Origin of the sequence: Aciduliprofundum sp. MAR08-339, from assembly GCF_000327505.1 — an archaeon.
GTDB lineage: Archaea > Thermoplasmatota > Thermoplasmata > Thermoplasmatales > Aciduliprofundaceae > Aciduliprofundum.
Window position 1 is genome coordinate 21,831 of sequence record NC_019942.1, and the last position, 22,114, is coordinate 43,944.

General features: G+C 43.2%; 25 protein-coding genes and 1 tRNA gene. 14 read left to right on the plus strand and 12 right to left on the minus strand.

The genetic code is table 11. The features are described from left to right. Positions 1–7 precede the first annotated feature (7 nt). The 3 genes from ACIM339_RS00085 to ACIM339_RS00095 are packed head-to-tail and all read right to left on the minus strand — an operon-like array spanning position 8 to position 1,276. Positions 8–211 (minus strand): hypothetical protein, encoded by a 204-nt coding sequence (locus ACIM339_RS00085; RefSeq protein ID WP_015282571.1) that lies wholly within the window; start codon positions 209–211, stop codon positions 8–10. A 34-nt stretch (positions 212–245) separates the two neighbouring features. Then, positions 246–662 (minus strand): hypothetical protein, encoded by a 417-nt coding sequence (locus ACIM339_RS00090; protein WP_015282572.1) that lies wholly within the window; start codon positions 660–662, stop codon positions 246–248. Between the two features lie 35 nt (positions 663–697). Then, positions 698–1,276 (minus strand): HVO_0476 family zinc finger protein, encoded by a 579-nt coding sequence (locus ACIM339_RS00095; RefSeq protein WP_015282573.1) that lies wholly within the window; start codon positions 1,274–1,276, stop codon positions 698–700. A 102-nt stretch (positions 1,277–1,378) separates the two neighbouring features. On the opposite strand from ACIM339_RS00095, the gene ACIM339_RS00100 reads away from it, so the two are divergent. Beyond that, positions 1,379–4,903, plus strand: coding sequence for an exo-alpha-sialidase (locus ACIM339_RS00100; RefSeq protein ID WP_162007659.1), 3,525 nt, complete (start codon positions 1,379–1,381; stop codon positions 4,901–4,903). 18 nt (positions 4,904–4,921) lie between these two features. On the opposite strand, the gene albA is transcribed toward ACIM339_RS00100, so the two are convergent. Next, entirely contained in the window at positions 4,922–5,194 is a 273-nt protein-coding gene (albA, locus tag ACIM339_RS00105) for a DNA-binding protein Alba (RefSeq protein WP_015282575.1), read from the minus strand. Between the two features lie 82 nt (positions 5,195–5,276). Next, on the minus strand, positions 5,277–9,350 hold the full coding sequence (locus tag ACIM339_RS00110; protein ID WP_015282576.1) for an MMPL family transporter: 4,074 nt from the start codon (positions 9,348–9,350) through the stop codon (positions 5,277–5,279). A gap of 142 nt (positions 9,351–9,492) precedes the next feature. Between ACIM339_RS00110 and ACIM339_RS00115 the strand changes: the two genes are divergently transcribed. Continuing rightward, positions 9,493–10,563, plus strand: coding sequence for a helix-turn-helix domain-containing protein (locus ACIM339_RS00115; RefSeq protein ID WP_048103630.1), 1,071 nt, complete (start codon positions 9,493–9,495; stop codon positions 10,561–10,563). Here the strand turns inward: ACIM339_RS00115 and ACIM339_RS00120 are convergent. After that, complete coding sequence (locus ACIM339_RS00120) at positions 10,500–11,651, minus strand: M20 family metallopeptidase (protein ID WP_015282578.1); 1,152 nt, start codon at positions 11,649–11,651, stop codon at positions 10,500–10,502. The genes ACIM339_RS00115 and ACIM339_RS00120 overlap by 64 nt on opposite strands. Positions 11,652–11,729: 78 nt before the next feature. Between ACIM339_RS00120 and ACIM339_RS00125 the strand changes: the two genes are divergently transcribed. The 6 genes from ACIM339_RS00125 to ACIM339_RS00150 are packed head-to-tail and all read left to right on the plus strand — an operon-like array spanning position 11,730 to position 14,237. Beyond that, complete coding sequence (locus tag ACIM339_RS00125) at positions 11,730–12,305, plus strand: hypothetical protein (protein ID WP_015282579.1); 576 nt, start codon at positions 11,730–11,732, stop codon at positions 12,303–12,305. Between the two features lie 52 nt (positions 12,306–12,357). Beyond that, positions 12,358–12,813 (plus strand): 30S ribosomal protein S19e, encoded by a 456-nt coding sequence (locus ACIM339_RS00130; protein ID WP_015282580.1) that lies wholly within the window; start codon positions 12,358–12,360, stop codon positions 12,811–12,813. A 6-nt stretch (positions 12,814–12,819) separates the two neighbouring features. After that, positions 12,820–13,152, plus strand: coding sequence for a DNA-binding protein (locus ACIM339_RS00135; RefSeq protein ID WP_015282581.1), 333 nt, complete (start codon positions 12,820–12,822; stop codon positions 13,150–13,152). A gap of 2 nt (positions 13,153–13,154) precedes the next feature. Beyond that, positions 13,155–13,310, plus strand: a complete 156-nt coding sequence (locus ACIM339_RS00140) for a 50S ribosomal protein L39e (protein WP_015282582.1) — start codon at positions 13,155–13,157, stop codon at positions 13,308–13,310. Between the two features lie 10 nt (positions 13,311–13,320). Next, complete coding sequence (locus ACIM339_RS00145) at positions 13,321–13,584, plus strand: 50S ribosomal protein L31e (protein WP_015282583.1); 264 nt, start codon at positions 13,321–13,323, stop codon at positions 13,582–13,584. Beyond that, complete coding sequence (locus ACIM339_RS00150; protein WP_015282584.1) at positions 13,581–14,237, plus strand: translation initiation factor IF-6; 657 nt, start codon at positions 13,581–13,583, stop codon at positions 14,235–14,237. The genes ACIM339_RS00145 and ACIM339_RS00150 overlap by 4 nt, the downstream gene beginning before the upstream one ends. On the opposite strand, the gene ACIM339_RS00155 is transcribed toward ACIM339_RS00150, so the two are convergent. Then, complete coding sequence (locus ACIM339_RS00155; protein ID WP_048103924.1) at positions 14,227–14,862, minus strand: MBL fold metallo-hydrolase; 636 nt, start codon at positions 14,860–14,862, stop codon at positions 14,227–14,229. The two genes, ACIM339_RS00150 and ACIM339_RS00155, sit on opposite strands and share 11 nt — an antisense overlap. Positions 14,863–14,928: 66 nt before the next feature. Here ACIM339_RS00155 and ACIM339_RS00160 point away from each other — a divergent pair, with 66 nt between their 5' ends. Next, the gene (locus ACIM339_RS00160; RefSeq protein ID WP_015282586.1) at positions 14,929–15,450 is read left to right on the plus strand and encodes a HemK2/MTQ2 family protein methyltransferase; all 522 of its coding nucleotides are present in this window, start codon (positions 14,929–14,931) and stop codon (positions 15,448–15,450) included. 24 nt (positions 15,451–15,474) lie between these two features. Further along, positions 15,475–15,729: a MazG nucleotide pyrophosphohydrolase domain-containing protein gene (locus tag ACIM339_RS00165; protein ID WP_015282587.1), complete on the plus strand. Its 255-nt coding sequence runs from the start codon at positions 15,475–15,477 to the stop codon at positions 15,727–15,729. Here the strand turns inward: ACIM339_RS00165 and ACIM339_RS00170 are convergent. Then, the gene (locus tag ACIM339_RS00170) at positions 15,707–16,285 is read right to left on the minus strand and encodes a hypothetical protein (protein WP_015282588.1); all 579 of its coding nucleotides are present in this window, start codon (positions 16,283–16,285) and stop codon (positions 15,707–15,709) included. The two genes, ACIM339_RS00165 and ACIM339_RS00170, sit on opposite strands and share 23 nt — an antisense overlap. Then, positions 16,282–16,977, minus strand: coding sequence for an RAD55 family ATPase (locus tag ACIM339_RS00175; protein WP_015282589.1), 696 nt, complete (start codon positions 16,975–16,977; stop codon positions 16,282–16,284). Before ACIM339_RS00175 ends, ACIM339_RS00170 begins: the two co-directional genes overlap by 4 nt. Before the next feature lie 93 nt (positions 16,978–17,070). Here ACIM339_RS00175 and ACIM339_RS00180 point away from each other — a divergent pair, with 93 nt between their 5' ends. The 4 genes from ACIM339_RS00180 to ACIM339_RS00195 all read left to right on the plus strand — a co-directional run bounded on the left by ACIM339_RS00180 (position 17,071) and on the right by ACIM339_RS00195 (position 18,894). Continuing rightward, positions 17,071–17,784, plus strand: coding sequence for a GNAT family N-acetyltransferase (locus ACIM339_RS00180; RefSeq protein WP_015282590.1), 714 nt, complete (start codon positions 17,071–17,073; stop codon positions 17,782–17,784). 128 nt (positions 17,785–17,912) lie between these two features. Then, positions 17,913–18,098, plus strand: a complete 186-nt coding sequence (locus ACIM339_RS00185) for a hypothetical protein (protein ID WP_337954328.1) — start codon at positions 17,913–17,915, stop codon at positions 18,096–18,098. A 57-nt stretch (positions 18,099–18,155) separates the two neighbouring features. Continuing rightward, positions 18,156–18,228 (plus strand) — tRNA-Thr (locus ACIM339_RS00190). A gap of 3 nt (positions 18,229–18,231) precedes the next feature. Then, positions 18,232–18,894: a DUF47 domain-containing protein gene (locus ACIM339_RS00195; RefSeq protein WP_015282592.1), complete on the plus strand. Its 663-nt coding sequence runs from the start codon at positions 18,232–18,234 to the stop codon at positions 18,892–18,894. Here ACIM339_RS00195 and ACIM339_RS00200 read toward each other — a convergent pair. From ACIM339_RS00200 to ACIM339_RS00210, 3 genes are read right to left on the minus strand one after another with little or no spacing between them, the layout of a single operon-like run. Further along, positions 18,869–19,798 carry an inorganic phosphate transporter gene (locus ACIM339_RS00200; protein ID WP_015282593.1) on the minus strand — a complete coding sequence of 310 codons (930 nt, stop codon included), beginning with the start codon at positions 19,796–19,798 and terminating at the stop codon, positions 18,869–18,871. The two genes, ACIM339_RS00195 and ACIM339_RS00200, sit on opposite strands and share 26 nt — an antisense overlap. Before the next feature lie 33 nt (positions 19,799–19,831). Continuing rightward, entirely contained in the window at positions 19,832–20,605 is a 774-nt protein-coding gene (locus ACIM339_RS00205; RefSeq protein WP_015282594.1) for a TRM11 family methyltransferase, read from the minus strand. A gap of 31 nt (positions 20,606–20,636) precedes the next feature. After that, a complete protein-coding gene (locus ACIM339_RS00210; protein ID WP_015282595.1) occupies positions 20,637–22,100 on the minus strand; it encodes an aminotransferase class I/II-fold pyridoxal phosphate-dependent enzyme in 1,464 nt (487 codons plus the stop codon). Between the last annotated feature and the right edge of the window lie 14 nt (positions 22,101–22,114).

Genomic DNA, 22,114 nt, shown 5'->3' on the forward strand with positions numbered 1-22,114 from the left:
AAATCCATTACCTCTTATTAATTGTTTTCTCAAATTCGTTAAGCAGTATCCTGAAATCTGTTCTCAATGTACCTTCGCTGTTCTCGATCATCTCTGCAAGAAGGTTTCTCAGCTCCTCGGGACTCTTGCCTTCATTCTCATCAACAAATTTTTTTATTCTATCCAGATTTGAAATGTAAGGGGCAACCTCCTCAAAGACAGTTCTGAGCATAAATCAAAAAAAGGATGATTTGATAAAAACCTTTCTACTGCGGCGGTGGCTGCAAGGTACTCTGCTGTGAATATGCACCTACATTCTTCAACTCACCGAGCTGAATGTACGCAATGAGAAGAAGTATACCGACGACCACCCCAAATATGAGGGTTAACACGATCCATACCACAAGAAGATCGTAAAGGGCCTGATATCTCCTCTCATTCAACATACCAACAAACTCGTCAAATTTCATATATGCCATCAGATTTATTATGGCAGACACGATCCAATATATGCCTCCGGGTATTCCTCCCCAAGCCCCATAAATTATAGGCCATGCTGCCCATGCGGCAAGAAGAAATCCCACTATCCCAATAACCAGAGCGAGGATCTTCGCCACGTTGAAAAGATCCAGAATGGAACGCACCTTACTCGATTCCCCAATATACGGTCCTTCCCCATCCATAATTGCATATGGGCATTTCAATATTTAAACTTTTTTTAATATTCCCGGACCTCACGTATCTCCTTGGCATATATCCTTACAATATCCCGTGCCATTGCACCGCCACGCATTATGAAACGCTCCTGGGTTTTTATTTTGTGGATAACGGCATGCATTTTCTCCAGATCCAAAATATCTCCAATATAAAACTCCTCGTCAGGGTGGGCAACTATCTCGTATTTTGCAGTTTTAGGACCCATATTCACGGATATTTTTACAACAACCCTATCAAATCTCTTAGCCCAAAGCGTGTCTATATCCTTCACCTTGGCCTTTTTTACCCTTATTCCATGGCTGTCTATGGCCGTTATCTGAGAGTTTATACCCTCAACCTTGATTTCATCACCCACAGAGATAACATCCTCCTCAAGGAGGGTTATTCTCTTGACCTCGGATCTGTCCCTCCAACTCCAAACAACCTTCAGTTCCCTCATTTTCTCATCTTCTATGAATTTTTTATACGTGTAGCCGCAACTCTTGCACTTAAGCGTGTATTCAGCCCCATTTTTACGCGATTTTATGGAAAGGATCTCATGCTCCGTCTCCTGAGCGCAGTTCGGACATAGCAGTTTCATAATGCCCGTATTGCCTCTCCCTTGTAAAACTTTGCCTGTGTATCAAAATAATGATGAATTTTCTCATAAAAATGAAGAAATAATTTATAGGAGGGTGGCATGGTGAGAAATGTGATAAGAAAGATACTGGAGAGATACGGGCTGGATTCGAAGGATATTGATGCTCTGATAGCCCATTTTGGAAGATTAGAGGATATTGCAAATTCAGATCATTCAAAAATCGCATCTCTCACAAATTTAAGCAAGGACGATATTGTAAAGCTTCAAGATTATTTGAAAAATTATCTGAAAAGTAAAAAGGACAATAACAATGTGGGCAAGGATTTCCTGAAGAGGTGGGGAAAGGTATCCTCTGAAGAGGATCTGCTATCTGCCTACGAGGAGTACAACAGGCTCTCAAGGCTCTATCCAAAATCTCCGGTTGTCTGGGAGATGAGGGGAGAGATCCTCGAAAAAATGGGAAGGATTGAGGAGGCTAAAAAATCATACAAGAAGGCCTACATACTCCACATCAAAAATGGAGATACGCCACCAAGAGAATTGAAAGAGAAAATTGAAAAGAAAACCCCTGCAGCAACTCCAAAAATAGGGTTATCAAATGGGTTTGGAAACATAAACGGATTCAAAAACGGGATAATAAATGGCACGGGAATAGTGAATGGTACCTCCACTGGATGGAGCGGGCCGAAGGGTACAAATCCCTGGAAGGCCACGGTAGCCATACTTCTGGTGTTCCTGATAATAGCCGCACCACTGGTAGGGTTCATATTCTTTGAAAAACACAATGTGTACGCTGTTGACGGGAATTTCTCCGAATGGTCCCAAGGAGTAGCATACCATGGCCTAGAGCAGGGAAATAAAAGTGTTAACATAAACTACGTGAAATTCCATACCGCAAAAAATGGTATTTATTTCTATGTGAATCTTACCGGAAAGAATGATTTTAAATCTCCCCACGGGATTTACATATTTTTTGACACAGATAACTCCACAAGCACAGGATACCTCGTGGAAGGTATAGGGGCAGATTACATGGTTGAGCTGTATGGATGGAACAATACACTGAAAGGAAAGGAACTCTACAAATTCAATTCTAGTGATCAAAACAATTACGGAGGGTTCAAGGCAATTCAATCTGTACCTGCAGTACTGGAAAGGAACCAGATTGAGGGTTTTGGACCCATTGAATCAAAGAATTTCAGGGCGATTGTGATATCTTACAATTACAGAAACAGCCAAGATGTAGCTCCATGCCCAGAGTATGGAAAAACCGCGCTCATAATAGAGGAATATGCAGAACAGAAAGTTATACCCGTGAACAAACCAGCAGAGATCTTGCAACTTAAAATAACAGGCCCAAAGTTTATCATCCACTCTATATCATTCAGAATAAAGGGAACTGCAAACATATCGGAACTTGGAAATTTCACCCTTGTAATGAATGGCACACCCCTATCTAAGATCTTCAGTATTTCAGGCGATGTCATCACATTTCCAAACATAAACAAAGAAATACCTGCAAATTCAAAAATAAGCCTAATTTTAACATCCTCCTCAAAGAATATGGAAAAAACTGTTATGTTCTCAATAGAGAACATTGATGTGAATATACCCTACTATATTGAAAAAGTTATAATCGGTGCGGATTACATAGGCGCTCTACCAAGCACTCCGCAGATAGATGGAAGTTTCCTAGACTGGAGGGACGTCAAGAATGATTCTCCCAACGATGTTATCTCTCCTAACGGCACCAGAGTTAGCGACCCAAACGTAGACATACTGAGATATGGAGACTACACATCAAACTCCACACCGCTTCTCGTATACCTGCAGGTGCAGGGTAAGATGCTAGGAGGGACGGATGTACCCGTGGTGCGTGCACCCCTACCTCCAAAGAATAACAACAGCGTTATAATAAATCAGACAAACTTGCCTCACAAAAAGATATACGGAATGGACACAATTGATATATTCATAAACAGCGACAACGACAAAAATACGGGCTTCTCCCCCTCAAACTATAAATTTGGAGCGGATTACATGGTACAGATTTACGGGCGAGATGGAGTGGTGTACAATGCCTCGCTTTACAGGTATGTGGACGGTAACTGGAGTTTTGTAAGGCATGTGAAATACGCACTTGGATACCACTCAATAGAACTCAACAGTTTTCTACATTTCACAAGTGGAGATGTTCTCATTGTAACCTTCAACTGGAAGGAGTACATGGACGTTAGTGATAGCCCACTAGTGAATGAAGGATCTACGGAAAACATTCTCAGTATTCACTTATCAAATAACACGCCTGTCCAGCATAGTAAGCCATATGAAAAAATCGAACATTTTAAATTTAAGGTTAAAGATGGTTCTATTAAATATGAAAAAATAAAACTCACACTAACACAAGGGTTTGGACAGGATATTCCTGTTACTTCATCCAATTACACAGAATATATGCCAGATATAACCAGAACAAGTGATGGCACCATATGGGTTGTATACAACAACAATTCAAATTATCTAAGTTTAGCAATATCAACCGATGGTGGCAAGACATGGGGGATTACGCATCCATTCAACGTAAATAATGCCATAAATGCAACCATAATTGCAGATAGTTCTGACAACGTTTACATATTTTACGAAAACCATTCATCAAGCTCAAATTTCTCATATATAAAAATATCACCCACTGGAGATGAAACCCTATACATTTACAATTCCACAAACTGGTGGAAATACGTTTACCATCCGTCCGTGGCCATTTACAATGATTACATCTATCTATTCTTTGACTATCATCCAAACAATTATTATTACATAGGATACATCAACTCAGCAGATTTAGGAGGAACATGGAATGGATATTTAATATACAACGTTACTACGTATCCCGGATTGCCCCAAGTGACTATTACCACCGGAAGTTTACCCAAGGTCTTTGTGGCGTTTCAGGATTACTACTCTTATACATATTCTTTCATAACTCTTATTTATAATAACACGGAAATCGGAAGTAATCAGTGGAACATAAGTGAAGTGATATATGCGTATACTTCAAGTGGTTTTGGATATAGAGGTGCCCTTATCCCATCAATATACTCATCAGGAGATTATATATATGTAGCGGTGGATAGTCAATACGGCTATATGCTCTCTCTGTTTAATTTACGATGGATACCTATAGACTGGGATATATTTGTGGCATATTCCTCGAATAACGGTGCCTCATGGAACGTTACTCAAGTTAAATCCACCCTGTCAACCAACGAGGAATACCCCTGGGTTGTAGCCAGCAGACAAACTGTATACGTTTTCTACCTGAATGCAACCACGGGCTATATATGCATGGTTGAATCCGATGACGGAGGAAATACGTGGAGCAATGCATACCTGGTCAGCGATCAGGGCTCCGGAGTAGGAATATACCGAACTGTGAACGCCATACTATCTGGAGGGCGATTATATGTGGTATGGACAGACAATAGAAACGGACAGGATGATATTTATTTCGACACAGAGGTCCCTGAATTTAACAATGCAATAATACCTCTTATCATGATAGTGAGTATTGCGATAATTCTAAGGAGAAGAAATACAAAAATGGGCACAAAATCAGAACAATAAAAATAGGAGGGGGAAGGTTTACTCCCTCTTCATCTCTATTTCGATGGAAGATACGTTTGTTTCTCCCTTCTCGCTCTGAAGGGTCTCTGTTCCTATCTTTATCTCGCCGTACTGCAAACTGGGCACGAAGCGGTTACGAACAATCTCAGCAACATCAACGGCCTTGCTTATGGCCTTTCCCCTTGCCTTCAAAATCACAGTGTCAACACCGTTGTTAAACTGTGTGACCACAGCGAGTACGTAGTTCATTGTTGGCTTCTTTCCCACGAACACAACGTTTTCTTCTGCCATTTTTCATCGCCTCCTTTTTGTTGGGTATGTGAGGAATAGGATTTAAATATTTATATTTTTCTTCAGAAAAAAGAGGGAAAAATTACTCCCTCGATTCTCTCCACTTGGCCCACATGTACAGGAAAGTGGGCAGGATGAACACGGATAGTATGAAACTGTAAAGAATGGACAGCGTGGAAATCTCACCGAACTGCTGTATTGGGGGCATGGAAGAGAGTGTAAGCGTGCCAAATCCAGCCATTGTGGTGGCTGCCGCTCCAAATATGGATGTACCCGTATGCCTGACCGTTTTCTTTATGGCATCTTCTATGCTCTTTTCCCTTTCCCAATCCTCAAGGAACCTGTGGGTTATGTGTATGGCATAAGTGATTCCCAGTCCTATGGTCAGAGATGTAACAGTTACAGTTACAACATTGAAATTTATTCCAAGGAGATACATGGTTCCAAGAAGCCAGAGAAGGGCAAGCATTACCGGTAGAGAGGTTATAAGTCCAAGGATCAAACTCCTCCTTTCATAGAAGAACACTATGGTCAGAACTATCAGAGAGGCAATCAGAGTTATCACAAGGGAGTTCCATTCTGTTCCCTGAAGCATATCCAATATGTGGAAGGTGAGAATATTTGTGCCAGTCAGAGTTGCTTTCAGTCCTGCATTTCTCAATGGCTCTATATCCTTCTCAATTTCCTTGGTAAGGATCCTGTTTGCCTCCTGGGTACTCGCAGTGCTCCTGATCACGATTATCATGGAGCTGTATGTACCGTTGCTCTTGTGGAGAATGGCCCTTCCATCGGCATGGTCGTATAGCCAGTCATATATACCAACCACATTCTTATCCGGCAGACCATCTCCATTCGTATCATTCTGGCTCACCATACTTGCGAATGTTGCATTTCTCTCCTCCCACTGAGAAATGAGGGTAGTTATACTGGAACACTGTGAATAATCCACGTATTCATCATCCTTCAGACTCTCCATCGTCTGTTTAACCGCTTCAAGGGCTTTAGGTGTAGCCACATTTCCCTCTATGAGAATGTAGTTATCGTTCATTCCAGATGTGTTGAAATTATTCATCATGAAATTTATCGTATCTGTAATCTCCAGATTCTGAGGAAGGAAATCCTTTAGATCAAATGTGGTACCAACGTTCATACCCCCATATACCGCCGCCCCTGTGATTAGAAGCACTGCGGCTATAACCCCGTATCTGTGATGCTCTGCAGCCACAGCACTTAGAGCCATGAACTTGTTGAGCACTATGAGTCCAGAGCCTTCTCTTTCCTTTTCCCTTTTTATCTTCAACTTGCCCTTTTTCTCCCTGTGACCGTCTATAAGGATTTTCACAGCAGGTATAGCAGTCGTGAATATGATGAATGCCCCAAATATACCAACAGCGTTCATAACTCCAAAGTCCTGCACGGGAGGAATGGGCGAGGAAACGTTGGATAGAAATGCGATTATCGTGGTTATTGTGGCAAGTATGAGCCCCATGCCAAGATGGGTTATCATTTCCTTCATCGCATCACGTACATTTCTACCCTTTCTCAACTCCTCCCTGTAGCGCAGTATGGTGTGAATTGCATAATCTATACCCAGACCAACAAGCAGAACGGCCACCGTTGTGCTTATCTGATTGAAATTGTATCCCGCGAGAACCCCGTATCCATAGGCCCACGAAATTGCCATGCCCAACCCAAGCAATCCAAGAAGGGTATCCACAATGCTTCTGAAGGTTATAAGCAGGATAATAACCACAAGAATCATCGAGACAGGAAGCAAAACGTTCATCGTCTCGTTTGCCGTTTTCTCTGTGGCCTTGGATATGAGGTAGGATCCAAGGACCATAACCCTGCTCTCGATCTTGGAATTCCTTGCAATTGTGCTAACCCTCTCTTCCAGAGATTCCATCCTCTGGCTGTGCTGCTTATCCGTTTCTCCAGGCAGGTATGTTTCATTGAGCATGACGATCATCATTGCCGCTCTGGCAGAATAACCATTGAAATCCTTGGAAAACATACTCTTCAACTCCCCCGAGAACTGGTGCATCATGTAGGTGAATCCAGAGATGTGGGGGAGATACCCAGCCATGTATTTCAATCCAGAAGATGCGTTGGATATATTTCCATACATACTTCTGTATAATACCAAACTCCTGCTCACATTCTCATTTTTCGTTGTTCTGTAAACAAACTCTATTGAATCCACAATATTCCTTAGAACACTTCCCACCCTTCCCATCTCGGAGGTAACATTGTTTATAACGGGTAGGGTCTGATTCAGGGTTGATGTGAGTTCGGTGGAATTGTAGTTCTCAATATTTTTCAAGGTTCCTATTATCTCCTTCTGGCTCATGTTCTCAAGCATTTTTTTCTTATCCGCAGCACTCGGATTCAGCTTCGGAATCTTAATGGCAGGGGAGGATGGCATGCTTGGCATTTTATCAAATTCTCCACCCATATTGGCCATACCCATTATTGTGAGATACATACTTTGAATCTTGTACTTGTAAACATCCGCCACGGAGGACATGAATGCATCTTTCAGTGCGTAGAACACATCAAATCCCCCAGAGCCAGAGGTGTGGGGCTGGTTCATCATTCGAATCGTATAAGCGAATATGTTCAGGGCATTTTCTCCCACACGTGAATTGTGCATAACATAATCAAGGTCCCCGATCATCTGGGAGAACCACTTTGGATAGGGCTCATTCATGGCGGAGATTATCTCCTGCAACTTATCCCTCTGAGCCTCAAGTCCCTGATTCATACCTTTAAGGTACCCGGATAGGGTATCTATATGCGCCGTAGTATTAGCCACAGTATCATGATTTATCTCCATTCTTATGCCTGCGAGAGAATTCTGGAGCATAACCATGGCATCGTAATTTCTAATAAAATTCTGAACGATCTGCAATGTTGAGTTGGCCTCGTATGCAACATCGTAGAAGAGGTAGTTGCTATTGAGCCATTGGGTGAATGTTGAGTTGAATATTTCCATCATATTTTTCAGATCACCCTGGGAGACGGATAGCATTGCCGAGATATTCTCCTTCACACCAAGGATATCCTGGGGAGTTAGAGTGCCCATCTCCATATCATACAGAAACTTTGACACTGATTCATTATAAGCCCTATAATATGGGAGAACACGCCCCATCTCGTTGAGATTTGAGGATACTCCCTGTATGGTCTGATTCATTATTTTAAGTGCTGTGAAGTTATCCCCGTTCATTACATACATTTTCACTGCTGCAAGAGCATTTATGAGTTGTGAATTTCCATTAATCGCAGAGTTCACCGAGGACAGGGAATACTGCAGGGATATGGATGTGAACTCGTTGCTCAGAGAGAAGTAATGAACTGCAACAGCCTTGTCATCATAACTCATATTTGACTCTATATTCTTCACAAAATATCCAAACAGGGGATTCTCCATGCTCGAAGTGGCAGAGGAGGTCCCACCCTGTGGAGGGGTTACTATTGTCAGAACCTTGGCTTTTATCTCAAAATTCTCACCATTTACAAGCACCGCTGTTATGTTCTGAAGTAAGGGTTCAATATCAACCATTTCTGAGCCATTGTGCTCAGAGGGCATATTGAAAAGCATAAGCACTATGGTCTGGGCATCGCTTCTTATTAATGAGGCATTGTTGTATATGTTCTCATAATCAGCCAGAACGGAGTTCATAGCATTCAGAGGCATGAGCATCAGAGTGAAATTCAAATCATCCATGGTTGCGGTAAAATTTTTAAGCATTGAAATCAGGGATTTCTCAAATCCAAGAGTTATATTGCCCATAACAATTATATCTGCAGGAGAAACTATGCTATTTCCGGGATTATCTGGAGTTTTCAAATTCTTCAAAATCACACTGTCATTTTCGAGATTTGCCTCAACAGTCAGCATATCTTCCAGAGTTGATTTTGAAAGAGTATTATTGGACACAAATACAACCTGCACAATATCAGTATCCCCAAATTCATCACTTATCTTCTCCTGAGCACGCACCATTTCATCGTTCGGCAGAAATGTCTGCATATCGGCACTCATTTGCATCTGCGCCGCATAGAACCCGAAAACTGCAGTAATCAGGAGGATAACAATGAGCACCGTGACCGGCTTCCTGCTCACAATATTTCCCAGACCTCTCAGATCCATAACCACCACCAATGGAGCATGGGTAGGCGATATTTAAATTTTTGCTATTTTTCCATATTTTTTATCAAAATTATCAATTATTATAAGTTATTTTTTGAATTTTTTGGAAATTTTTAAATATGGGCTCTCCATTATGGTTTTGATGAAGTTCAACAGTGTTCAAAAGGAGATTCTCTGCGGGGCGTTGAAAAATCCGGATATGTCCGTTAAGGAACTTGCAGATTTTCTGGATATGAATTACTGGACAGTTTATAAATCCCTGGAGAAGATGAAAAAGGAGAAAATATACAGGGAAGTTATCATTCCAGACTTTCACTCCCTTGGATTTGAACTTCTTGTTGTTGGATACGGGAGCCTGAATAAGAAAAAGATGAACAATTTGCAGAAGGTGAAAAACATAAGGGATTATCCCCCCTTCTCATCGGGGATATTTTACTCCTTCGCAGAGTCATACAGAGGGTTCGTCATAGCAGTATCAAAGAATTTCACCGAGGTTTTTAAGGGACTGATATACGCTGAGAGGCTGATAAAAGTGAGAGAGTTTCTCCAAACAGAGAACACAAGGATGATCATATTTCCATTCGAACTGACAGAGATTCCCATGTTCTTTGACTATGCGCCCTTGATATGTAAGGATTTCAACATAGAAATGGAAGGATGGACTAAGAATTCAGAAGAAAAGGAACCCCTGAAAGGCAAGGAATTTGACGTGCTCCTTCAACTGGTGAAGAATTCTGCAAGCACTGTATCCTCCATTGCAAGGTATACAGGTCTATCACAACAGAGCGTTTCAAAAATAAAGTCCAAATTGTTCAAGCAGGGCTGGCTCTCAAGAAAGATAATCCCCAACCTAGCCAAGATGGGCTACGATGTGCTTGTTTTTGCACACTGGACCTCAAATCCAGATCCAATGGAGAAATTGAAAAGAAAGGATCTGAGAAAGTTTGGATACGATCTATCAAACATAGTGTTTGCAGCCTACAATTCCCTGGAAGGGGTTGCCCTAGCACCCTTCAAAACCCTGAAGGAGAGCAGAGATATAGTGTCATTTTTTGAAAAATTGGGAGAGGAAACAGGAGTGCTCACCAAGGAGCCCAATATCCTGTTTCTCTCACTCCAGGAGGGAATAAAAATAAAGGACCATGTTTACTACCCGATATTGCGATCTTTCATCAGTTCAAGGGCCATAAGAACTTCAAAGGCAACACCGTAGGGCAGAGCAGATTCATCAATGTCAAATTTGGGGCTGTGATGTGGATTCGTGATTCCCTTTTCCTCATTTCTTACTCCAAGATATGCAAATAATCCAGGAATTCGTCTTGCGTATTCTGAAAAATCCTCACCTCCCATGTTTATACCCTGATCCAACACCTGTGTGAAAGAGGCAACTTGTCTTCCTATCTCTGCCATCCTTTCCTCGTTTACAGTGGCATAATTCAGGTGCATATACTCCAAGTTAGCCTCACACCCATAAGCACGGGCAACGTTGGTGCATATCTCACCAATTCTTCTCTCCACCAACCTCTGGGTACCATCCTTGAACGTGCGCACGGTGCCGTCCATCTCCACACTCTCAGGGATGACGTTAAAGGCGGATCCTCCATGAATCGACCCAACAGTGAGAACTGCAGTATCAACAGGATCCACGTTCCTGCTCACCACACTCTGCATGGAAGAAATGATTTGAGCAGAGGCAACTATTGGATCAGCAGTCTCATGGGGAGATGCTCCATGGCCTCCTTTCCCCAGCACCTTTATTTTAAACCTGTCAACCGCCGCAAGAATGGGGCCGGGAGATATGCCAATACTTTTCGATGGCAGATTTACCCACACATGCATACCTATGATCCTATCCACCCCTTCAATCGCTCCCTCTTCAACCATCTTTGCCGCTCCGTTCAATCCCTCCTCTGCAGGCTGAAATATGAAGCGCACATTTCCATCAAATTCCATTCCGCTCAGAATCTTTGCTGTGACGAGAAGCATAGCTGTGTGGGCATCGTGGCCACAGGCATGCATTTTTCCCGGGACCCTTGATTTATATGGCACCTCATTTTCCTCCTGAATTGGAAGAGCGTCCATGTCAGCCCTGATTCCCACGGTAACCTCACCTCCATTGTTCAGATAACCAACAACACCCGTTTTGGCCATGCTCACCGTCTCTATTCCAAGATCGCCCAGGTAATCTCTCACAATGCCAGAGGTGCGGAACTCTTCAAATCCCAGCTCGGGGTGCATATGGAAATCCCTGCGAAGGGCAATTATCTCATCCTGATACTTTAGAAAATTCTCAAGTCGCATGGGAAGAAATGCAAAAGAAAGTATAAAAATTCATTGGTTCTGCAAAAAGCATTTATACAAGTTGAAGCATTGAGAAATGTGGGTTTGCTTAACGAACTTGAAGAGATCAAGCGCCAAGAACGGGCAAGTAAAAAGAACCTGCAAAAATTGAAGAAGAACTTCTACGAAGATACCATCAACAGGATAGAGGAACTCAGAATGAATGCCAGAGTTTACATGGAGAAGATGGACCTGGAGAAGGCAGGAAAGATAATGGGAGAGATAAAGAAAATTGAGAAGGCTCTGGATGAGATCATAGCACTCAGGACCCGGAAAATTCTACTTTCCACACTCTGGAAAAACGAGAGGGAGGTAAAAAACCTGACCAAGGAGGAGGAGGTGCTGTACAGAGAAGTCAAGGATGCCATTGAGAGACACAAAAACGCCATTTACAGAAGGGAGGTAAGCCCGCTTCAGGAAAAGAAGGAAAAGGAGAGAAAGGTTGAGGAGATAGAGAAGGAAGAGTACGTTCTCGCCCGTGTTAAAGTTCCATCTATGAAAATAGCGCTGCCCGATAGGAACCTTATTTTGAAAAAGGAGGATGTGCTTCATATGCCCAAGAAAATATTCAGCATTCTCTCGAAGAACGATGCGGTCGAAGAGATCAAACTCTGAACCAACGAAATACTCTTATATAGGTAATGTATAGGGCGGTTTGGCGATTGATATGGTCACAGTGTATGATGTTCCCCCAGATAAACTCATTCGGGCAGTTGCGGAAAAGTTGAAAAAAGAGAAAAAAACAGAGCCTCCAGAGTGGACCAGATGGGTCACCACGGGAGTGCATAAAGAGAAGGGTCCCGAGCAAGAGGACTGGTGGTACGTGCGCTTAGCATCTGTGCTCAGAAAGATCTACATAATGGGTCCAATTGGAACCTCCAGATTGGCAGCAGAGTATGGAGGAAAGGAGGATCGTGGCTCCAAGAGATACAAGGCAAGGAAGGGTAGCAGAGCCATCGTACGCAAGGCACTTCAACAACTCGAAGAACTTGGATACGTGAAGAAGGATAAGAATGGCAGGACGGTCACTCCGCAGGGGAGATCATTCATGGATAACACTGCCCACGAAATAATGAAGGATCTTGTTAAGGAAAATCCCCAGATGGAGAAGTACCTGAAGTGAGGGAGTATGGAGGATAGAGAACTTGAGGAAATTAAGCGTCGAAAGATGATGGAACTCATGCAGCAGAGTGCTGCCCAGGAGAATGTGGAAGAGAGGAGAAGGGAGGAGGAAGAGGCCGCCAGACAGGCAATACTCCGCCAGATCCTAGAACCGGAGGCCAGGGAGCGCCTTGCACGAATAAAACTTGTGAGGCCCGAACTTGCAGAGGCTGTGGAGAATCAGCTCATAATCCTGGCCCAAAGCGGAAGGCTGGGCAGAATGATAACGGATGATGAACTAAAAAGTATATTAAGCAGATTGACTTCACAAAGAAGGGAAATAAGGATTGAGAGGAGATGAAAATGGCAAGAAACAAGCATGTGGCAAGGAAAATGCGTTTAATAAGAAGGATGAACTCCAACAGGAGGGTTCCTGCCTGGGTTATGATGCGTACCGATCGAAAATTCACGTTCCATCCACACAGAAGGAACTGGCGCAGGAACAAATTGAAGGTGTAAGGTGAGGAAGATGGCAGAGAAGGAGATGATATTTAACGTTCCGCTCAGAAAGGCCAAGATGGTGCCCCGTACCAGGAGAGCAAATTACGCGGTAAAATTGCTCAAGATTTACATTTCAAGGCACATGAAGGTGCCCATGGAGAACGTTTGGATTGACAACAGGGTTAACGAGGAGATATGGAAGAGAGGAATGCAGAAACCTCCAAGCAAAATAACGGTAAAGGCTATAAAATTTGAAGAAGAAGATACAGTAGAAGTACTGATGCCTGAATGATAAAGAAAGCATCTATCAATGGGAGCACGTTCATTGGAGTTTACGCCGCATGCAACAATAATATTGTGGTTTTGCCCAATCTGGATGTTGATATTTCCACCTTTGAAAGGGCCCTGAGGGCAAGGGTTTTTAAGACAATGCTAGGTGGCTCGCCCCTGATCGGAAGTTTAATGGTTATGAACTCAAACGGGGCGGTTGTAACAAACTTTGCCGATGAAAGGGAGGTAAGTTTTCTCGTTGATGAAATGAACGTTCTGTTTGTGGAAGACAAAATAAATGCCATAGGCAACGACATTCTGGCAAATGACAAGGTTGCCCTCGTCCACGTGGATTTTGATAAAGAAACTGTGAAGTACATTGAGGAGGCCCTAGATGTGGAAGTGGTTAAGGGTACCATTGGCGGGATAAAAACCGTGGGTTCAGCAGCCGTTGTAACGAACAAGGGGATGGTAGTGCATCCCGAGGTTGATGAAGAAGAAATAAAATCTCTGAAAAATCTTTTCGGTGTACCAGTTTACGTTAGCACCGCCAATTATGGAAGCAAATACCTGGGTGCAAGTCTGGTGGCCAACGACTACGGTGCAGTGGTGGGAGAGAAAACCACAAATGTGGAGATAGATAGAATAGAAAATGCCCTTGATATCATAGAGTGAATACCCAAACCTGCATTTCCTTGGGCAAATCATCCCTCGTTACATATATGGAGTTTCCAACGTACTCGACCTGGTCCTTTCTGAAAAGTTTCAAAAATTCGTCAACGGGAGCTATGCCCAAACTCATACCTGTAATCTTGTAGTGCATCGGCACAATCACTTTCGGCCTGATCCTTATGGCATTTTCATAGGCACCCTTGGCATCCACAGTGTAAACTCCACCAACGGGGATGAAAAGGATATCAACCTCTCCGATTTCTGAGAGCTGCTCAGAAGCGAGTATATGTCCCAGGTCTCCCACATGCAAAAGTCTTATTCCCTCCTTCTCAACCTTGAACATTGTGATTCTTCCCCTCTTTCTTCCGTTCATTTCATCATGATAGGCCTCAATACCCTTGATGCGTAAATCCCCTACTTCATAATCCCCAGGAGAATCAATTACCTGGTAATTTCCCCTTACCACGCGTACCGCATCATGGTCAAAATGGTGGTGAGTTACAAGAACAATATCTGCCTGAACTCTCGGCGTTTTTATGCCTATTGAGCGGCCGTCATGGGGATCTATCACTATCCTCGTTCCATCGCCTATCTCAAAGCACGAGTGTCCGTGCCACCTAATCTCCACATCTCTCACCCCATTTCAATCCTTTACACCGAAATTATAATGTAATTTCAAATATAAACATTTTCAATGGACGTTTACCCCATATCGGAGGATACGCTGCTCATACTGAAAAACATAAGATGCGGTAGAGATGTTCTTGATATGGGCACGGGAAATGGTGAAATTGCCATAGAATGCGCCAAAAGAGGCAGCAAAGTTACAGCCGTGGACATAGATCCAGAGGCAATAGATTACTCCAAAACACGAGCAAGAAGGGAAGGCGTGAAAATAAAATTCATCGTATCAAATCTATTTGAGGATGTGCAGGGCAGGTACGATACCATAATATTCAACCCACCCTATCTTCCAGGAGAGGCAAAAAGCATAAAGGATATGCAGTGGGCTGGAGGAAAGCATGGTGATGATACCACCATAAGGTTTCTAGAGGAGGCATGGAAACACCTGAAGCCTGATGGAGAGATTTACATCATTCTATCCTCATTCAACAGAATCAAGGAAATTCTAAAAATGCCCTACGAATTCACCCTCATCGATAGGATGAAACTCTCGTTCCACGAAATATACCTCTACAGGGCAAGAAAAAATTAAAAAGATATGTGGCCATAAAGCAGTATGGAACTAAAAGAGGCACAGAGGATAATTGAGGATTTCTACGGCCAGAAGGACAGAAAAAGGGGAATCAACGCGGATTTGGTCTGGCTCGGAGAGGAGGTGGGAGAGCTGTTCAAAGCCGTGCGTGAGGGTGAGGGCATTGAGGAGGAGATTGCAGACGTGTTTGCCTGGCTTTTATCTGTGGCAAATGTGCTCAATATTGACGTGGAAGATGCATTCAGGAAGAAATACATCAATCCTCCAAATCCTCCCTAGTCAGGTCCCGTAAATCAATGATGTCATCCACAAATGTGGTTGCCTGACTGAACTCAACGTCCTCAAGTTCCTTGTCGAGCATGAAAATTATTCCTATGAGACCGTAAAGCCGAATCTCGTTGGTTATCATTCTCAGAAACCTTATAAATGATTGATAGGAATTGTAGGCCAAAAAAGTGCTCATTGACTCAATGTAAACAAAATTGCGCTCCCCATCCAGAACCCTGAGGCCATGTCTCAGAGCACCCTCCATGAGGATTATAGAGGGTTCACTCAGGTATATCACATTCTCACGCTCTTCAGGTGATTTTATGGAAGCTGTTATGCAATCTATGAAAAACAGTTTTGATGGATCCGCACCAAGTTTCCGCACCCTTTTCTCCACAGTCAAGTGTGGTATATTGAGAGCCACGTAGAGACCCTTGGTGTTCTCCTGCTTCAAAAGATGAGCCACTATCTTGTACCCCAGCAATGTTCTCAACTCTGCCTTTGTGAGAACCATCACTATCTTGGAATCGTCAACCATGCTATCTATTATCTCGTCTAGCCTGGTCATAGCACAATTCCCTCGTCCCGAATGTGGAATGGGATCCAGTAGGTTGGATGATTGAATCCGTATCTCTTCAAAATTTTCATGGCCCTCATATGAAGATTCTCGTGCTCCTTGTAATCCATCACAACCGTGGCCTCACTGAAATTCTTCATCTCCCCGTATTTGACCTTTAAATCTCCGTCCATCTCCTCAATGAACAGCATTGCAATCTTTTTCTCGTGGAAGAACCTTATCCAGGTGGCTCCAAGATACCTGAACATTGCCGGATCATCAACCATTCTCTCAACCGTTGTTAGGCTATCAAGAACCAGACGATCAATCGGTTTTATAAGATTTAACTGCTCGTCAAAGTAATCTGGAAGGACCCTGTGTATGAGATGAAGCATCTTTTCGGTGGTGAAAGGAATAAGATCCTTCGGGCTTATGTACATATCGTACCATCCAATCTTATCCACCACCCCCTTCAAAAGTTTCATCTCACCATAGTATGCTATAACGGCCTCAGAAGGTATTGTGGTGGACACGTATACACAAGATTCTCCATTTCTGGCTCCCTCTGCAAGCCACTGGAGCGCAAGTATCGTCTTGCCTATTCCAGAAGGTCCAACCAAGAGTGACATTCCATTCCTGGGAAAACCTCCGCCAAGCGCTTCATCAAGTTTTTTAATGCCCGTTGGGGCGACCGGAACTGTCATAGTTGACGCTTCAACTTCCTGAATTTAAATTTTTCCTTTTGATTATCAATTATGAAAACAAAAATATTTAGGAGGTATGCACATTGAGCTTCAATGATCCTTAAAAACCAGAAAATGAAAGAACTTGAAGATTTCTGCAAGAGGGATCCTGTGAGGCACGCCTTTACCCTTTGGGACCTGAGGGTAGAGCGTGAAAGCACGGAATTCTATGTGAACTGGGAGCGAGGGATAAGAGGATACATGCTGATATACCATGGAGCAGCAGTACCCTCCGTGATAATTTATGGCAACGAGGAAAGCACCAGGAATTTTCTTGATATTCTAGATCTTGAAAAGGGAATCATCCATATGCCCTACAAATTCCATCATATGGGGAAGGGAAAGAAGTACCGAATTCTGGTTATGGCAAGAAAACCCGCAAGATTTAAAATCTCAGAGAAGGTGGTTGAAATAAAGGATCCTTCGCTTCTAACCTCACTTTTTCAGGATCCCTCGTACCTAGTTGAGAAAGCCAGAACGTGGGGAATTGTGGATGGGGAGAGGGCAATAAGTTCCGTTTCAGCCCTCACATACCTCCCAGAGGTTTGGGTTTTGGGAGCTCTGATCACAAAGAGAGAGTATCGCAGAAGGGGATATGCAAAGGCATTGATATCCCACTTCCTAAACGAGGCCTATGGAAAAACCGAAAATGTGGTGCTCTGGGTCAGAGATGACAACTACCCTGCCATAGAACTGTACAGAAAATTTGATTTCAAAACTGTGGGAGAAGATGCTTGGATCAACGTAGGGGTGGATATAACTCCCTGATTTCGTCATCAAAAAGTCAGCCATTATCATTTTCCATACCTTTTCGTATTTTGGTAATTTTTCGCGAAAACTTTAAATACTTATTTGTCATATATTTGTCTGACAATAAGATGACTGGAGGAATAAAAATGGAAAAAATGCCAAAAAATGTGGAGAAATGGCTCAAATCACACACGGTTGAGGATCTTGAGGCTGCTCTCTGGGAGATGAAGGGCAAGAAAGCTGAGGTTCTGGCTGAGATACTCAGCATTCTTTACGAGATTAATGACGATCTCCTTGGTACAGAGATCCCCGAAATAAAAGCTCTCGCATAATTTTTTCCCTTTTTCTGGGAAATATTTTTGTAGTGGAATTTCATGCGCATCTTGTAAGCCACCGTAGCTCAGCCGGTGGAGCGCCACCTTGGTAAGGTGGAGGTCCCGGGTTCGATTCCCGGCGGTGGCTCTGATGTTCAAATCCAAGAGGGAGAAAGAGGCAATTGGAATTTACGAAAAGCATTCAAACATTGCTCTGGAATGTATGGATCTATTCATAAAGCAGGTTGAGGCTCTCCTGAAGGAGGACTGGGAAGAAATTGAGAAAATTGAAGGCATAATATACGAGAAGGAGAAGGAGGGAGATTCTCTACGAAGAAAAAATGAATTCCTGTTTTCTGAAGGTCTTCTATTTCCATCAGATAGGGCAATATTCATAAACCTTTCAGAGGAGATAGATAAGGTCATAGATAAGATACAGCAGGTTAGCAGGATAATCGCCCTGAGAAAGCCCTCCAAAGATGCCATAGAGTTTCTAAAGGAAAGCAAGATAATGGAGTACCTTAAGGTCACAAAGAAAAGTGTTGAAACCCTTAACGCTTCGGCAATGGAACTCCTGAAGGGAGATATCCACAAAGCGGTGGAAAAGGCCCATGAGGTTGAGAAGTACGAGAGTCGGGCGGACGATTTGAAACTTGAAATTCTTCGAAGACTCTACACCCAGGAAAAGAAGATTGACGACATACTCTCCATACTTCAAATTGAAAAGATAATTCTATGGATAGATGCAATAAGTGATAAGGCAGAAGATGCCTCGGACGTTATCATTCTCATATGTGCCAAGATAACACCATAACTATGAAGTAGGTAAGGGCAAAACCAACTATCGGCGCAATGGACCATGATAAAAACAGATTTTTCACAGTTTTCTTATTCAATTCCCGATATCCCTTCACCATCCCGGTTCCTATAACACCCCCTATTATGGCCTGGGTTATGGACACAGGAAGATGAATCTGGGTAAATGCCTCAACAACAATGGCTCCAGCTATCTGGGCAGCAAAGGCCCTTGGAGGATCCATATTGGTTATCCTGCTTCCAACGGTGACTACCGTTCTCTTCCCCAAAACCACCGTGCCAACCAGAGCGGCAACACCTGTCACGATAATAGAATACCAGGAAAGATTCAAGGATGCTATCAGCCCTATGGTGTTTGCCCCAAGGGTATAGGCCATAAAGGCGCTGCTTATCAGCAGTGAAACTGTGTAAAAACGGCTCAAGGCAAAAACGTTGAAATGTTTTGTGAGCCTAGACGTAAGAACGTATATTGAGAGAGACAGGAAAAGGGATATGGCGAAATTCAAAATCCAAGAAACAACGATGAATGCCGTAAATCCACCATTTATGCTCCACCCAAAAGCGAAGGCAACACCTATTATTGAACCGACCATCAGCTGGGACGCGGACATGGGAACTGCAAGGATCGTAAAGAGAAGCATGAGCAGGATAACAGAGAGCAAAACCAGCAGAGACATTTCAAGACCCAGTGGATAAGAGATGAGCCCCCCCTCAATGGCCCCAGACATTTTCCAGCCCTCAAGAAATGTACCGAGCATAACAAAAAATCCGGCCATAAATGCGGCTCTATAATACGAGGTAATCCTAGAGCCGTAGAGCGTTCCAACACTCCCGGCCGAGTTGTTTGCGGCTATCACGAAACTTACGACTGCGGCCAAAAAAATATAGGCAAGTTCAAGCATTTCCAAGAGGAAAGAATTTTTAATATTTCAAATTTATGAATTTTTCACGAAAAACATAACGTATTCGTGCTTGAAAATGTAATACCCGTCCTTCAGGGCACGATAGCGCCATAGGGCATATTGTCCCCTCTTTCCTCTATTCTCCTCTATGTTCTTAACCACTATGCTCTTCAAGGTGAATCCCTCATCCATAACCTCCCGCATTGTGTAGAATCCAAGAGGTATCCATTCACCCTTGGAATACTTGTCCCCTATAACGAGGACCAAATAACGTTCCTCATCAAGATGCTGGGATGCCAGATGCACCGCCCTTCTGAATTTATTCAGAAATTCATCAAGTGATTGGGAAGCTGAGAGATCACCACCCTTATTGGAAAATTTTATTATGTCCCAGTAGGGAGGGTGCATTATCACCATCTGAAAATTTCCGAGATCTTCATATACCTCCTCGCTGGTGGAATCTCCAACTATAATCCTTGTTTCCACATTGTATACATTGTCTTCATTCTCAACAAGATCCATCGCCTTCCTCGCAATTTCCCCGTTTATTTCTATTCCAACGGCATTTCTCCCCAGTCTGCGTGCCTCTATGAGGGTTGTACCGAGACCTGCAAAGGTGTCCAGGACCCACTCACCCCTCCTCGTGAAGCGCAGCATGGCCTGGCGTGGAATCTGCGGAATGAAGTTCCCATGGTACTCCGGAGTATGGGCGCCGGTATTATCCCTGGCAGGGAAGATCCAGAGAGAATCGGTTATTATATCATCATACTCTTTCCACCTTCTCATATCTATATCGTTTATTTTCACGTCACTGCAATTGCATTGAAGTATTAAAAATTTAGAGCACGTAAATCGTGTCAAGTGTCGGATCGCGGGCGCTTATGTGACCACCCATCTCTTTCACCGTGAGAAGATACTTCACGTTATCCTGTGTTATTCTGAATCCCTCAAGAATCACGGGTATTCCAGGTGGGTACACCTCTATATGCTCTGCTGCAATCTTTCCTATGGCATCCCGCAACGGAACCTTTCTGCCTATGGTCTGTGCAACTCTTCGAGCAACATAGGGCTCTATGACTGGCTTATTTTCCAGATGTCTGAATGGATTCGGTATTAACTCCTTCTTACCGGTTTTTGTAAGTTTCTTCATTATTCTCTGCATGGCATCCACCGTTTTATCAACATCTTCATCCCCAATCTGGAAGGTTGCCAAGAAAAGAAGTGTGTTTAAGCCGCTCTTCTCAACAACAATTTTGTATTTTTTCGCCAAAATCTTGGCAATCTCAAAGCCCGTTTCCCTGAACTTGGTGAGAGCGATCACAGTCTTTGCCTCATCGTACCCAGATATGTAGTTTTTCACAAGATCCAGTTCCAGGGAATCATCCATCATTCGCATGGGAGGGATAACCCGCTCACCAAGAAGATCCTTTAACTTGTGGGCTTTTTTCACCATATCGTTTACAGCCTTTTCCCCATTTTTCTCCATGTACGCAGTAACAGCGTCCAGCGATGCAAGTAGGTGATAAGAGGGACTGGTTGTAACATATTCCCTGAAGGCCGCGTACATGATATCGCTGTCCACATACTTCTCCTTCCAGTGAATCATACCTGTTTGCTGCAAAGAGCCACCCTCTTTGTGTGTGCTCTGAACCGCAATATCCGCCCCGGCATCCATAGCGCTTTCTGGAAGGGAATCAGAAAAATGAAGATGCGCACCCCACGCTTCATCAACTATCACCTTTATTTCTTTATCAAAATTTTTAACTGCCCGAGTAATATCTCCAATACGAGCCACCAGACCGTTATATGTGGGCGAGGAAATTATTATGGCATTTGTCTCAGGATAATTGTTAAGCGTATCTATAACATCCTCTGGTTTTGGAGGTATCAGACTCTCAAACTGTGGATCGTACGCGCATTTTATAAATCTGAATCTGACACCGAGCCATTCAGCAGCGTGAAGTATCGAATGATGAATATTTCTTGTCACAAGTATCTGGGGGGTATCATTTTCAAGAGATATCATCCGCATAACTATGAAATTGCTTCCAGTTGTGCCATTGACCGTGAAGAGGGTTTTATCAGCACCATAAACCCTTGCCGCCCGTTCATGAGCTTTTCTGAAAACACCTGTGTTATCAACATAACTGCCGAAAAAATGCGCGGACACGGATACATCCGTGGAATATATGTCCGTTAATTTTTTCTGATTGGGCAGAACAGATGGTGTGCACCAGCGAATGTATCTGGGCACATCTTTAAGTGCATCCAGTATGTACGTTTGCCCGGCTCTTTCACCCATGGCGGGATATGGGA